This window comes from Pseudomonas sp. SLBN-26 (assembly GCF_006715895.1).
Taxonomy (GTDB): Bacteria; Pseudomonadota; Gammaproteobacteria; order Pseudomonadales; family Pseudomonadaceae; genus Metapseudomonas; species Metapseudomonas otitidis.
Genome location: NZ_VFOB01000001.1, coordinates 4494956 through 4508128, shown reverse-complemented (window position 1 = coordinate 4508128; position 13173 = coordinate 4494956). Strand labels below are relative to the sequence as shown.

Annotated in this window: 12 protein-coding genes; 10 read left to right on the top strand and 2 right to left on the bottom strand. The window is 69.2% G+C overall.

All coding sequences use genetic code 11. From position 1 onward, the window contains the following. The first annotated feature begins 70 nt into the window (after window positions 1-70). From FBY21_RS20900 to FBY21_RS20885, 4 genes are all read left to right on the top strand, one after another. A complete protein-coding gene (locus FBY21_RS20900; RefSeq protein ID WP_142013382.1) occupies window positions 71-703 on the top strand; it encodes an FMN-binding negative transcriptional regulator in 633 nt (210 codons plus the stop codon). Between the two features lie 28 nt (window positions 704-731). Further along, window positions 732-1175 (top strand): GNAT family N-acetyltransferase, encoded by a 444-nt coding sequence (locus FBY21_RS20895; protein ID WP_107331749.1) that lies wholly within the window; start codon window positions 732-734, stop codon window positions 1173-1175. Between the two features lie 10 nt (window positions 1176-1185). After that, on the top strand, window positions 1186-1863 hold the full coding sequence (locus tag FBY21_RS20890; protein WP_142013380.1) for a GNAT family N-acetyltransferase: 678 nt from the start codon (window positions 1186-1188) through the stop codon (window positions 1861-1863). Between the two features lie 165 nt (window positions 1864-2028). Beyond that, window positions 2029-4932 carry an autotransporter outer membrane beta-barrel domain-containing protein gene (locus tag FBY21_RS20885; RefSeq protein WP_142013377.1) on the top strand — a complete coding sequence of 968 codons (2904 nt, stop codon included), beginning with the start codon at window positions 2029-2031 and terminating at the stop codon, window positions 4930-4932. A gap of 659 nt (window positions 4933-5591) precedes the next feature. Here the strand turns inward: FBY21_RS20885 and FBY21_RS20880 are convergent. After that, window positions 5592-6290 (bottom strand): hypothetical protein, encoded by a 699-nt coding sequence (locus FBY21_RS20880; RefSeq protein WP_142013375.1) that lies wholly within the window; start codon window positions 6288-6290, stop codon window positions 5592-5594. Between the two features lie 28 nt (window positions 6291-6318). Next, a complete protein-coding gene (locus FBY21_RS20875; RefSeq protein WP_044403434.1) occupies window positions 6319-7137 on the bottom strand; it encodes a helix-turn-helix domain-containing protein in 819 nt (272 codons plus the stop codon). Window positions 7138-7308: 171 nt separating this feature from the next. On the opposite strand from FBY21_RS20875, the gene FBY21_RS20870 reads away from it, so the two are divergent. From FBY21_RS20870 to FBY21_RS20845, 6 genes are all read left to right on the top strand, one after another. Next, complete coding sequence (locus tag FBY21_RS20870) at window positions 7309-8757, top strand: alanine/glycine:cation symporter family protein (protein ID WP_044403437.1); 1449 nt, start codon at window positions 7309-7311, stop codon at window positions 8755-8757. 156 nt (window positions 8758-8913) lie between these two features. Further along, window positions 8914-9903 (top strand): asparaginase, encoded by a 990-nt coding sequence (locus tag FBY21_RS20865; RefSeq protein ID WP_142013373.1) that lies wholly within the window; start codon window positions 8914-8916, stop codon window positions 9901-9903. A gap of 220 nt (window positions 9904-10123) precedes the next feature. Further along, window positions 10124-11617, top strand: coding sequence for an acetyl-CoA hydrolase/transferase family protein (locus tag FBY21_RS20860; protein WP_044403440.1), 1494 nt, complete (start codon window positions 10124-10126; stop codon window positions 11615-11617). Window positions 11618-11929: 312 nt separating this feature from the next. Beyond that, on the top strand, window positions 11930-12145 hold the full coding sequence (locus FBY21_RS20855) for a DUF1127 domain-containing protein (protein WP_044403441.1): 216 nt from the start codon (window positions 11930-11932) through the stop codon (window positions 12143-12145). Between the two features lie 233 nt (window positions 12146-12378). Further along, window positions 12379-12588: a DUF1127 domain-containing protein gene (locus FBY21_RS20850; RefSeq protein ID WP_044403443.1), complete on the top strand. Its 210-nt coding sequence runs from the start codon at window positions 12379-12381 to the stop codon at window positions 12586-12588. A gap of 131 nt (window positions 12589-12719) precedes the next feature. Next, the gene (locus FBY21_RS20845; protein ID WP_142013370.1) at window positions 12720-13037 is read left to right on the top strand and encodes a DUF2388 domain-containing protein; all 318 of its coding nucleotides are present in this window, start codon (window positions 12720-12722) and stop codon (window positions 13035-13037) included. The last annotated feature ends 136 nt before the right edge of the window (window positions 13038-13173 follow it).

Here is a 13173-nt window from a genome sequence, read left to right as displayed (position 1 = left end):
TGGCGGCCAATGGATCTTACACAAGGCCAATTCCCTGCCTAGCATGAAGCCATCGCCGAGGAGACCGACCATGTACTGCCCCGCCGCCTTCCGCCAGGACGACCTGGCCCAGCTCCATGCCCAGATCGACGCCAGCGGCCTCGCACTGCTCACCAGCGCCGGCCCCCAGGGCCTGCAGGCGAGCCACCTGCCGCTGCTGCTGGCCCCCGGCGAAGGCGAGTTCGGCACCCTCTACGGCCACTTCGCCCGGGCCAACCCGCACTGGCGCGACCTGGCCGCTGGCAGCGAAGCCCTGGTGGTGTTCAGCGGCCCGGACGCCTACGTCCACCCCGGCTGGTACCCGAGCAAGGCCGAGCACGGCAAGGCGGTGCCTACCTGGAACTACATCGCCGTGCACGCCTGGGGCCAGGCCGAAGTGTTCGACGACCCCGAACGCCTGCTGGCCCTGGTGCGCCAGCTCAGCGACCGCCACGAAGCGCGTCAGGCACGCCCCTGGTCCGTGGACGAAGCCCCGGCCGACTACCTGGCCAGCATGCTGCGCGCCATCGTCGGCTTCGCCCTGCCGATCCGCCGCCTGGAAGGCAAGTGGAAGCTCGGCCAGAACCGTTCCGCTGCCGACCAGGCCGGTGTCCGCGCCGGCCTGGAGGCCTCCGCCGATCCGCGCGACCAGGCCCTGGCGGCCCGGCTGCAGTCCACTTCCTGATCCTCAACCGAGCCCACAAGGACGCCCCATGAGCCTCGAGATCCGCCCCGTCACCGCCGATGACCACGCCGCCTGGCTGCCCCTCTGGCAGGGCTACCAGCGCTTCTACAAGACCGAGATCCCCGAGGCCACCAGCGCCGTCACCTGGCAGCGCTTCCTCGACCCGGCCGAACCCATGCACGCCGCCCTCGCCTGGCAGGACGGCCGCGCCGTCGGGATGGTGCACTGCATCGACCACCGCAGCTGCTGGACGGTGGGCAACTACTGCTACCTGCAGGACCTGTTCGTTGCCGAGGGCCTGCGCGGCGCCGGCATCGGCCGCGCGCTGATCGAATACGTCTACGCCCGCACCGAGGCCGCCGGCGGCTCGCGGGTGCACTGGCTGACCCACGAGACCAACACCGACGCCATGCAGCTCTACGACCGCATCGCCAACCGCTCCGGCTTCGTCCAGTACCGCAAAGTCCTGTGAGGACCGCCCCATGACCGACCTCAGCCACTGGCAACCCCGCCCCACCCCCGACCACCGCGCCCTGCCCGGGCGCTTCGTGCGCCTGGAAGCCCTCGACCCGGCGCGCCACGGCGACGACCTCTGGCACGCCCTGCAAGGCCCCGGCCACGACCCGGCGCTGTGGAACTACCTGCCCTACGGCCCCTTCCCCGAGCGCGTGCCCTTCGACGCCTGGCTCGCCGGCCACGCCGCCAACCGCGACCCGCTGTTCTACGCCGTCGTCGACCTGGCCAGCGGCCGCGTCACCGGCCTGCTCAGCTACCTGCGCATCGCCCCGAAGGATGGCGCCATCGAGATCGGCCACATCGCCTTCGGCCAGGCCATGCAGCGCTCGCCGGCCTCCACCGAAGCGGTCTGGCTGCTGGCCCGCCACGCCTTCGACGACCTCGGCTACCGCCGCCTGGAGTGGAAGTGCAACGCCGCCAACGCCCGCTCCATGCGCGCCGCCGAACGCCTGGGGTTCCGCTACGAAGGGCTGTTCCGCCAGCACATGGTCATCAAGGGCCAGAACCGCGATACCGCCTGGTTCTCCATCATCGACGGCGAATGGCCCACCGTGCGCAGCGCCTTCGAGGCCTGGCTGGCTGTGGATAACTTCGACGGCGAAGGCCGCCAGCGCCGCCGGCTGGAGGATCTGCGGCCGGCGTAGGCCGCACCCGGTGCCATCCCGCCCCGTTGCAGCCCGTCACCTCGACGGGCGACGCGGGATGGCCCGCCCCACTCCCTTATTCCCGTCACACCGCTGTTACGGAACGGTAAGACTTCTTCCTTATAAAGAGCGGCCAGCCAACAAGACCCCCAACAGGTTGCCGCCATGCTCCGCTCGCCGTCCCCGCTCGCCCGCTGCATCACCCTCGCCCTGGCCGGTTGCACCGGCCTGGCCAGCGCCGCCACCGTCACCGTGAACAGCGCCACCACCACCGGCCAGGTGCTCAGCGGCGAGACCACCCTCCAGGTGGGCAGCAGCGGCAGCATCACCACCAGCGGCAAAAGCGTGGAGCTGAAGAACGCCACCAGCGGCACCGGCGTGGTCGTCGACAACAGCGGCCTGATCAAGTCCACCGCCGACCGCGGCCTCGACGCCTCCGGCAGCAACCCCGCGCGCACCTACCAGATCATCAACCGCGAAGGCGCCACCCTCGACGCCGCCAAGCAGGCCATCCGCATCAGCGGCGACCTGGCCGGCACCCGCGTGTCCATCGACAACGCCGGCACCGTCATCTCCCAGACCGACCGCGCGATCATGCTCAAGGACCTGAAGACCAACGTGCAGATCGACATCACCAACCGCGCCACCGGCCTGATCCGCGGTGTGCGGGAGGACGCCATGCGCGTCGGCAACAACGCCACCATCACCAACTACGGCACCATCAGCAGCGGCGACATGACCAGCGCCGACGCCAAGTTCGACGGCATCGACTTCGACGCCTCCACCGGCGGCAAGGTGGAGAACCACGGCACCATCACCGGTGGCCGCCACGGCATCACCACCGATGCCGGCGCCGAGCTGGTCAACTACGCAGGCGGCGTGATCATCGGCCGCAACGGCTCGGGCTTCGGCTCCGACGGCAACGGCCGGGTCACCAACTACGGGCGCATCACCGGTGCCTACAACGGCCTGGTGCCCGATGGCGACGGCGATGGCGTGGACATCGACGGCCAGGGCTGGATCGACAACCACGGCATCATCGAAGGCACCGGCGCCGGCGGTTCCAAGGACGGCTCGCCGAACACCAGCGAAGGCATCGCCATGGGCGGCGGGACAATCTTCAACCACGCCGGCGCCACCATCAGCGGGGCGGCCAACGCCATCCTCATCGACGACAGCGCCACCGGCGGCGCCCCCTATGCCACCCACCTGGAGAACTTCGGGCAGATCCTCGGCCTGGGCGGCGATGCCGTGCGCATCATCGGCGAGCAGGCCGACAGCGTGATCAACGGCGGCCTGATCAGCAGCACCGGCGGCGTGGCCCTGGACCTGGGCGGCGGCGCCGACAGCCTCACCCTGCGCAGCGGCAGCCGCTTCGTCGGCCGGGTGGACGGCGGCGCCGGCCGCGACGTGCTGACCCTGGACGACGTCGGCGGCGGCAGCTTCGGCAACAGCACCCGCTTCGAATGGCTGCAGGTCAGCGCCGGCCGCTGGACCCTCGACACCGACGACTTCAGCGAAGGCGGCCAGGTGCTGGCCGGCGCCGAGCTGGTCAACCTCGGGCGCATCGGCGGCACCCTGGGCATCGCCTCGGGCGCCACCTACGCCGGCGGCGGCCATGTGGATAACCTCGACCTCGCGGCCGGTTCCACCCTGGCCTTCGCCGTCGCGGCCGACGGCAGCCACAGCCCGCTGCAGGCCGACGGCCGGGTCAGCCTCGACGGCGCCCGCCTGGATGTCCGTGCCAGCGCCGGCACCTACCCGAACACCAGCCGCTACCAGGTGATCCAGGCGGCCGGCGGTGTCAGCGGGCGCTTCGCCAGCGTCACCAGCACCTTCGCCTTTCTCACCCCGAGCCTGCGCTACGGCGCCAACAGCGTGGAGCTGGAGCTGACCCGCAACGACGTGGCCTTCGCCAGCCTCGCCGGCAACGGCAACGCCGCCACGGTCGCGGGCAGCATTAGTGCCCAGGGCAGCCCGCAGCTGTACAACGCCCTGGTGGTGCAGGACGGCACCCGCGCCGGGCAGGCCCTCGACCAGTTGGCCGCCGCCGGCAACGCCAGCCTCGCCGGCAGCAGCCTGGCCAGTACCGGCCAGGTCACCGGCGCCATGCTCGGCGCACTGCAAAGCGTCGGGGCCAGCGGCACCGGCGGGCTGCTCAGCGCCCGCTCGCTGGAAGACGGACCGCAACTGGCGGCCCTCGGCGTGCCTGAAGCGGCACGCAACCTCAACGACCCCGCCGCCCAAGGCCGCCTGTGGATGCAAGGCCTGGGCAGCCACGGCCGCCTGGACGGCCAGGCCGGCAGCGCCGACCTGGACAGCGATACCCGGGGGGCGGTGCTCGGCGCCGACTGGGCCCTCGACGGCCAGTGGCGCCTCGGCGTGCTGGGTGGCTACTCGCGCACCCGGCTGGATGCCGGACGCAGCCTGAAGGGCGATGTGGAGAGCCTGCACCTGGGCCTCTACGGCCTGCGCCAGGACGGCCCGCTGTCCCTGCGCCTGGGCGCCGCCTACAGCCGGCATGACGGCGAGAGCCGCCGTACGGTTGAGTTCGACGGATTCAGCGACCGCCTCAAGGGCCGTTACGACGCCCACAGCCTGCAGGCCGTCAGCGAACTGGGCTACGCCCTGGGCAGCGGGCGCTGGCAGGCCGAGCCCTTTGCCGGGCTGGGCTACCAGTACTACGCCCGCGACGGCTACGCCGAACGGGGCGGAGCCGCCGCCCTGCGGGTGGACGACCAGCACCAGGGCAACTTCACCAGCAGCCTCGGCCTGCGCCTGGCGCACCTGGGCACCCTGGACAACGGCATGACCCTGGTGCCGCGCCTGTCCCTGGCCTGGCGCCACGTCTACGGCGACGTCGACAGCAGCACCCGTCAGGCCTTCCTCAGCGGCGGCAGCGCCTTCCGCGTCGAAGGCACCGCCCTGGACCGCAACAGCCTGCTGGTGGAAACCGGCCTCGACCTCGGCCTGAGCAGCACCCAGCGCATCGGCCTCGCCTACAGCGGCGAACTGGGCAGCAACGCCCGCAACAACGCCCTCATCGCCCAGTGGCAGATGGGGTTCTGAGCAGGCTGGGGGACGGGGTCCGCCTGGATCGATGAAGCGCGGTCTACCCGACGCCACCCGGTTGGCCCTCGGGCGAACCGGAGGATGCGCTGAGGCCACGAAGCGCATCACGTCACGGCCAAGTGGCGGCACCACGGATAGCCTCGGCGCTCGGATCGATGGGCTTCGCTGCGCTCAACGCCATCCTACGGGTGTCGTTGAGGCGTTCGGCACCGCACCCGACGCCTCCCGTGGGTCCTCGGGCGAACCGTAGGATGCGCTGAGGCCACGAAGCGCATTACGTCACGGCCAAGTGGCGGCACCACGGATAGCCTCGGCGCTCGGATCGATGGGCTTCGCTGCGCTCAGCGCCATCCTACGGGTGCCGATTGAAGCGTTCGGCGCCGCACCCGACGCCTCCCGTTGGCCCTCGGGCAAACCGTAGGATGCGCTGAGGCCACGAAGCGCATCACGTCGCGGCCAAGGGAGGCACCTCGGATGGCCTTGGCGCTCGGATCGATGGGCTTCGCTGCGCTCAGCGCCATCCTACGGGTGCCGATTGAAGCGTTCGGCACCGCACCCGACGCCTCCCGTTGGTCCTCGGGCGAACCGTAGGATGCGCTGAGGCCACGAAGCGCATCACGTCGCGGCCAGGCGGTGGCACGGAGGGTGGTGCGGGGTCAATTGACCCGGCAGGCACCCTCGGAGAGGCGTTCCAGGAAGCGGTCGCGCAGGCGGCTTTCGCCGTCGAACTCGGCGGCGGGCGGGCCTTTGTGGACGGGGTCGGTGAAGGACAGGTTCACCAGCAGGCGGTAGACCTGGTAACGCTCGCGCACCGGGCGGGAGCCGGGGCAATCGCGGAAGTAGTCGGTGCGGGTCACCTGCTCGCGCCGGCAGTTCTGGTCGTCGAGGTGGTCGCCGTAGCGCTCGGTGCCACTGAGGTAGCGCTTGCCGTCGCAATTGAGGACGCTCACGGTGCGGGTGCAATAGCCCGGCGCGGTGCAGGACTCCTGGCGATCGCGCTCGGTCTGCAGTTCGCGCTCCTCGCGCCAGCGGGCCTGGATGTCGTAGTTCAGCCCGGCCTCCCGGCCGTCGATGAAGAACGAGCGCTTGCCGTAGGCGCTGCGGGGCACGTCGATGCTGACGTCGTCGCGCTCGTCCTTCAGCCGCAAGGTGCCGAAGAAGCTCGGCGTGGGACTGAACTCCAGCTCCTTGTGGCCCTGGTGCAGGGTGGCCTCATCGTTCAGGCGCAGCGCCTGGCTGTCGCGGGTGAACAGGTAGCCCTTGCCCTTCACGCCGCCGCAGCCGGCGAGCAGGAGGCCGGCGAACAGCAGCACGAGGGCACGGGCGAGGGAGCGGGGGTGACGGAGAACGTCCATGGTCGGGGGGTTCCTTGAAGCGGGTGGGTCATTCGATTTCGAAGAGGTTGTTCTGCAGCGGCCCGACCTGCAGGCGGCGGCGGATGTCCTCGTCGATGCGCGGGTCGTCCGGGCGGTAGAGCATCACCTGGCGGTAGGCGCTGACGCGGTTGATCTCCGGCCCCAGGTATTCCCACACCACGCGGGTGCAGGCGGGGTTGCGCCGGTCGCCGCTGGAGACACCGGTCTTGAGGCCGTTGAGGCGGGTGATGCGGCTCTTGAAGCTGGGGATGAGGATGGTCTGGCTCATCTCATTGAGGGTGAGCGACTCGAAGTCGGCGAGGAACAGCCGGTCCTGCAGCTGGAACGCCGCGCCAAGGTAGCGGCAGCGCACCCAGTCCTCGGCCTCGACGTTGGAGGCGCTGGAGCGCTCCTGGCGTTCCTGGCGCTCGAACAGGAAGGTGCCGCGCTCCTCCCACAGGTGCACCAGCGACAGCAGGATGGTGCCGGGCACCGACATGCAGTTGGAGTATTCGAAGTAGTAGCCGCAGTAGCGCGACAGGTCGCCGGCGTGCTCGCGCAGGGGGCGCAGCATCTGCATCAGTGGGTCGTCGCTGGGGGCACTGCTGTCGTGGGGGCGGCGGGCACCGATCAGGCGGGCGAACTGCTCCGGTGGCAGGCCCAGCTCATAGTCCTCGACACCGAAGAAATCACCGATGCGCTTGAGGTTGTAGGCCGTCGGCGCGCTCTGGCCGCTGAGGTACTTGTTGAACTGCGCACGGTTGATCGACAGCTTCCGGCAAACCTCCGAGATAGAGCGGTAGTGGCTGCACAGCAACTTCAGGTTGGCACCCAGATTGTTTGACAATTCCCGCCCCTCCAGCTGACGCGAGCGGCGCGATTGTAGCGTCAACTCGCACCATTTTGAGCCAACCTGCGAAATTGCCTGACCGACGGCCATGCCCAACCATGCGCGCCTCTGCCTCGACCCGCTCGCGGCACTCCATCGTTCGAACAATAAGAATCGAGGAATTCTCCAATGCTCGAAGCGCTCAACGACTTCCTGTCCGGGAAACTGCTTATCGTGCTGATCGTCGGGTTGGGCGGGTATTTCACCCTCCGCTCCCGTTTCGTCCAGTTCCGCCACTTCGGCCACATGTTCAGCGTTTTCAAGGAATCCATCCGCGGCCAGGCAGGCCAGCTGAGCTCCTTCCAGGCCCTGATGCTGAGCCTCGCCGGCCGCGTCGGCGCCGGTAACATCGCGGGCGTCGGCATCGCCGTGACCCTGGGCGGCCCGGGCGCCGTGTTCTGGATGTGGGTGACCGCCCTGGTCGGCATGTCCAGCAGCTTCTTCGAGTGCACCCTAGCCCAGGTCTACAAGCGCGCCGATGGCGACGGCCTGTACCGTGGCGGCCCGTCCTACTACATCGAGCACGGCCTGAAGCTGCGCTGGATGGCCGTGACCTTCGCCGTGCTGCTGCTGGTGACCTACGGCTTCGCCTTCAACGGCCTGCAGTCCTTCACCGTGACCCACTCCCTGGAGAACGCCTTCGGCCTGCCGGTGCAGTACACCGGGATCGGCCTGGCCGTGCTGCTGGGCCTGGTGTTCATCGGCGGCATCAAGCGCATCGCCGCCGTCTCCGACCTGCTGGTGCCGGTCAAGACCCTGGCCTACATCGGCGTGACCCTGTACGTGATCGCCACCCAGATCGAGCTGGTCCCGGGCATGCTGGTGACCATCGTCAAGAGCGCCTTCGGCCTGGAACCGGCCTTCGCCGGCCTGCTGGGCAGCGCTATCGTGATGGGCGTGAAGCGTGGCGTGTTCGCCAACGAAGCCGGCCTGGGCAGCGCCCCGAACGTGGCCGCCGTGGCCGCCGTGAAGCACCCGGCCGCCCAGGGCGTGGTCCAGGCGTTCAGCGTGTTCCTCGACACCTTCGTGATCTGCACCTGCACCGCGCTGCTGATCCTGCTGTCCGGCTTCTACACCCCGGGCTTCGAAGGCGACGGCATCGTCCTGACCCAGAACTCCCTGGCCGCCGTGGTCGGTGACTGGGGCCGGATCTTCGTCAGCGTCGCGCTGAGCCTCTTCGTCTTCACCTGCATCCTCTACAACTACTACCTCGGCGAGAACGCCCTGCAGTTCCTCGCCGGCCGCAGCCGCGCCGCCCTGCTGACCTACCGTGGCCTGGTGCTGGCACTGATCTGCTGGGGCTCCATGCAGAACCTGGGCACCGTGTTCGCCTTCGCCGACATCACCATGACCTGCCTGGCCTTCGTCAACCTGCTGGCCCTGGCCCTGCTGATCAAGGTCGGCCTGCGGGTGATGCGTGACTACGACGAGCAGCGCAAGGCCGGCATCGACCAGCCGGTGTTCGACGCCAGCAAGTTCACCGACCTGGACCTGGACCGCGCCGCCTGGCCGATCAACCCGGTCACCGAAGCGGCTCCGCAGCAGGTCCCGGCCGGCCTGGCGGAAAGCCACCGCTAAGCGCCCCGCGCGTCACCGGATGCCGCTTCTCCGCCCTGCGGGGAAGCGGCATTTTCATATCAGGCAACCTTTTCTGGTGGGATCGGCTCGCGTTCGCGACCGGATTCAGCGTTATGCTGGCCCACCGTTTTACTCCCCGTACGACCAGGGCAAGGCATGAGCGCAGTCAAGAACCTCTTCGTCCTCTACACCGGCGGCACCATCGGCATGCTGCAGAGCGCCCAGGGCCTGGCCCCGGCCGGCGGCTTCGAGGCGCGCATGCGCGAGCACCTGGCGAGCCAGCCCACTGCGCCGGCCCTGGACTTCACCTTCGCCGAGATGCTGCCCCTGCTGGACAGCGCCAACATGACCCAGGCCCAGTGGCTGGCCATGCGCGACGTCATCGTCGACGCAGTGCGCGAAGGTGGGCACGACGCCGTGCTGCTGCTGCATGGCACCGACACCCTGGCCTACAGCGCTGCGGCCCTGAGCTTCCAGCTGCTCGGCCTGGGCGTGCCGGTGGTGCTCACCGGCTCCATGCTGCCGGCCGGGGCCGAGGGCAGCGACGCCTGGCCCAACCTGTGCGGCGCCCTGGCGGCCCTCGCGGCTGGCGTGGCGCCCGGCGTGCACCTGTGGTTCAACGGCGCGCTGATGCACGGCGCCCGGGTCAGCAAGCTGTACAGCGAGGCGCTGGACGCCTTCACCGTGTTGCCGCGCCCGCGCCACGGCGAGCACGCCCCGGTGCCTGCGGAGCTGGACTTCGCCATCCGTCGGCAGCCGGTCAACCTGGCGGTGGTGCCGCTGTTCCCCGGCCTGCAGGCCGCGCACCTGCGGGCCCTGCTGGGCAGCGGCGTGCAGGGCCTGCTGCTGGAGTGCTACGGCAGCGGCACCGGCCCGTCGGACAACGCCGAGCTGCTGCAGGTGCTGCGCGAGGCGCGCCAGCGCGGCGTGGTGCTGGCGGCCATCAGCCAGTGCCCGGCCGGGCACGTGGAGTTCGGTGTCTACGCCGCCGGCAGCCAACTGGCCGCCAGTGGCCTGGTGTCGGCCGGCGGCATGACCCGCGAGGCCGCCCTGGCCAAGCTGTTCGCCCTGATCGGCGCCGGCCTGGACGCCGAGGCGACGGAACGCTGGTTCGCCCTGGACCTGTGCGGCGAACGCGCCGACTGACCCCCGCAGGGGCCTGCCCGGGCCCCTCGCCATACCCCGCGCGGCCGTCTGCGCCGCGCCAATCCGCCGCATTCAAAAGCGCCCTCCGAAGCACCACCATGGCGCGCGCAAAGGCCCCGTCCAGAGCGGCCTCTTCGACCTTGGTATAGAAGTCGCCCCGCGCCGCAGCCCCTAGACTGCGCGCCTTCCTCCCCACCCTGAAGCCCTGAGGTTTTCCTCCATGTACCCTGATCGCGTACGCCTGCCCTCGTTGTTGGACAAGGTCATGAGTGCGGCCGAGGCCGCGGCCCTGATCGAAGACGGCATGACCGTCGGCATGAGCGGCTTCACCCGCGCCGGTGAAGCCAAGGCCGTGCCCCGCGCCCTGGCCGAACGCGCCAAGGCCTCGCCGCTGCGCATCACCCTGATGACCGGCGCCAGCCTGGGCAACGACCTCGACAAGCAGCTCACCGAGGCCGGCGTACTGGCACGGCGCATGCCGTTCCAGGTGGACAGCACCCTGCGCAAGGCGATCAACGACGGCAGCGTGATGTTCATCGACCAGCACCTGTCGGAAACCGTCGAGCAGCTGCGCAACCACCAGCTCAAGCTGCCGGACATCGCCGTGATCGAGGCCACCGCCATCACCGAGCAGGGCCACATCGTGCCGACCACCTCGGTGGGCAACTCGGCCAGCTTCGCCATCTTCGCCAAGCGGGTGATCGTGGAGATCAACCTCTCCCACCACACCAACCTGGAAGGGCTGCACGACATCTACATCCCGACCTACCGCCCGACCCGCACGCCGATCCCGCTGACCCGCGTGGACGACCGCATCGGCAGCACCGCGATCCCGATCGACCCGGCGAAGATCGCCGGCATCGTCTTCACCAACCAGCCCGACTCGCTGTCCACCGTGCTGCCGCCGGACCACGAGACCCAGGCCATCGCCGACCACCTGATCGCCTTCTTCGGCCGTGAAGTGGCCGACGGCCGCATGAGCAACAACCTCGGCCCGCTGCAGGCCGGCATCGGCAGCATCGCCAACGCGGTGATGTGCGGCCTGATCGACTCGCCCTTCCAGGACCTCACCATGTATTCCGAGGTGCTGCAGGACTCCACCTTCGACCTGATCGACGCCGGCAAGCTGCGCTTCGCCTCGGGCAGCTCCATCACCCTCTCCGCGCGCCGCAACGCCGACGTGTTCGGCAACCTGGAGCGCTACAAGGACAAGCTGGTGCTGCGCCCGCAGGAGATCTCCAACCACCCCGAAGTGGTGCGGCGCCTGGGCATCATCGGCATCAACACCGCCCTGGAGTTCGACATCTACGGCAACGTCAACTCCACCCACGTCGGCGGCACCAGGATGATGAACGGCATCGGCGGCTCGGGTGACTTCGCCCGCAACGCCCACCTGGCGATCTTCGTCACCAAGTCCATCGCCAAGGGCGGCGCCATCTCCAGCGTAGTGCCCATGGTCAGCCACGTGGACCACACCGAGCACGACGTCGACATCCTCGTCACCGAACAGGGCCTGGCGGACCTGCGCGGCCTGGCCCCGCGCGAGCGCGCACGGGTCATCATCGACAACTGCGTGCATCCGGATTATCGTCCGGCGCTCGATGCGTACTTCAGCGCCGCCTGCGCCAAGGGCGGGCACACCCCGCACCTGCTCCGCGAGGCCATGGCCTGGCACATCAACCTGGAAGAAACCGGCCGCATGCTGGCCAGCTGAGCCCCCGCCGAACGGCCTTTTACCTGACAAACAGGTCAAAAAACTGCATCAGGTAAAAGGCCAACTGTACTGCTCCAAACCCCTGCCAAAAGGCACTTCCCCAGAGGAAAATCCGGTTTCCCGTTGAATGCCGAGGGTTTCAACGGGTGACCGGTACAGCTGACTAAAATTTTACCAATACAGTTAGTTAGCTTGCTTTCTAGTAGCCATACAATTTTCGGTAGCTGTGACTACTGGGTCGGCTGTTCCGGCTAGAAAATAGCCACCAGACAACCCCTCTAGCCCCGCCACAAGCGGGAAGGAAGCACCGCCATGGAACGTACCCTCAGTTCCGACCTGATCTTCAACTCCCACGAGTCGAGCGCCAAAGCCTCCTGGCCGCTGCGCGTCATCTCCACCCTGCTGCTGTGGCAGCGCCGCATCGCCAGCCGTCGTCAACTGGCCATGCTGGACGCCCGCCTGCTGGCTGACGCCGGCATCAGCGAAGCGCAGCGTGAACTGGAGCTGAACAAGCCCTTCTGGCGTTGAGCCAGCGCGGCGCAAGCCGCACCGCAGTACCGACAGAACCCGCCGCTCAGCCGGCGGGTTTTCGTTTTTACGGTCCCGGGAAACCGGGCGCTGGTACAGATGTGCCGGATACGGGCATAACAGTTCACGAATATCCGCACCTGGACCCGTACAATTCCACCCCGCTGTGCCTGCCCAGGCCCCCCCCGCCGCGCGACCATGGACTGCCCCACACCAACAGGGAAGCCACAACCATGGAACGCCACCTCCACGCCCGCCCTGCCCCGCTGCCGCCCGCACCCCGTGCGCCGCTGTTCCTGCGCCTGTACGCCCGCGTCGTCGAATGGCAGCGCAACGCCCGCACCCGCAGCCACCTGGCCCAGCTCAACGCCCAGCAGCTGGCCGACATCGGCCTCAGCGAAAGCGACCGCCGCGTGGAGCTGGACAAGCCGTTCTGGCGCTGAAACGCGACCCGGCGGTCATCTGCTCTGCCGCTGCGCTGGGCCCTGTGCGAAAATCGGCGCCGCCCCGCCCCGGGGCACCGTGTCGATGGGACGCCCTGGCGGGCGTCCCCCTGCCGTACAGGAGTTTCCCCATGCCCTCGTTCCGCCTGCTCGGTGCCGCTGCGCTCCTGGCCTTCTCCAGCACCACCTTCGCCTCCAGCCTTGCCGTGACCACCGACTCCCTGGTCGGCGCCCTCAGCGCCACCGCCGACGCCACCTCGGACGCCTCCTCCTCCCTGCGCGACAGCAAGCTGGTACGCGCCGCCCGTGACGACGCCGCCAGCTTCGTCGCCAGCGAAGGCGCCATCCGTGGCGCCCGCCTGGAAGCCGCCCTGGTGCACATCCGCACCAAGGCCCCGCAGCTGCAGGCCAGCGACCTGCAACTGGCCGAGGCCATCCTCGCCCTCTGAGGCCACCGATCGGCGCCACCCGGTTCACAGCCGCGACAGCAGGCTATGGCCGCGCCTGGCGCCTTTCGCTAGCCTTGGCGCCCGCCGCGCCGGTGCCGCTGCGCTTGCGCTGAACCGGGCGGCCGCTTTGACGTCC

What these genes read in the sequence shown, in the direction of transcription:
- FBY21_RS20900 (WP_142013382.1), top strand. Translation starts at nt 71, where the DNA reads ATGTACTGCCCCGCCGCCTTCCGCCAGGACGACCTGGCCCAGCTCCAT.
- FBY21_RS20895 (WP_107331749.1), top strand. Translation starts at nt 732, where the DNA reads ATGAGCCTCGAGATCCGCCCCGTCACCGCCGATGACCACGCCGCCTGG.
- FBY21_RS20890 (WP_142013380.1), top strand. Translation starts at nt 1,186, where the DNA reads ATGACCGACCTCAGCCACTGGCAACCCCGCCCCACCCCCGACCACCGC.
- FBY21_RS20885 (WP_142013377.1), top strand. Translation starts at nt 2,029, where the DNA reads ATGCTCCGCTCGCCGTCCCCGCTCGCCCGCTGCATCACCCTCGCCCTG.
- FBY21_RS20880 (WP_142013375.1), bottom strand. Translation starts at nt 6,290, where the DNA reads ATGGACGTTCTCCGTCACCCCCGCTCCCTCGCCCGTGCCCTCGTGCTG.
- FBY21_RS20870 (WP_044403437.1), top strand. Translation starts at nt 7,309, where the DNA reads ATGCTCGAAGCGCTCAACGACTTCCTGTCCGGGAAACTGCTTATCGTG.
- FBY21_RS20865 (WP_142013373.1), top strand. Translation starts at nt 8,914, where the DNA reads ATGAGCGCAGTCAAGAACCTCTTCGTCCTCTACACCGGCGGCACCATC.
- FBY21_RS20860 (WP_044403440.1), top strand. Translation starts at nt 10,124, where the DNA reads ATGTACCCTGATCGCGTACGCCTGCCCTCGTTGTTGGACAAGGTCATG.
- FBY21_RS20855 (WP_044403441.1), top strand. Translation starts at nt 11,930, where the DNA reads ATGGAACGTACCCTCAGTTCCGACCTGATCTTCAACTCCCACGAGTCG.
- FBY21_RS20850 (WP_044403443.1), top strand. Translation starts at nt 12,379, where the DNA reads ATGGAACGCCACCTCCACGCCCGCCCTGCCCCGCTGCCGCCCGCACCC.
- FBY21_RS20845 (WP_142013370.1), top strand. Translation starts at nt 12,720, where the DNA reads ATGCCCTCGTTCCGCCTGCTCGGTGCCGCTGCGCTCCTGGCCTTCTCC.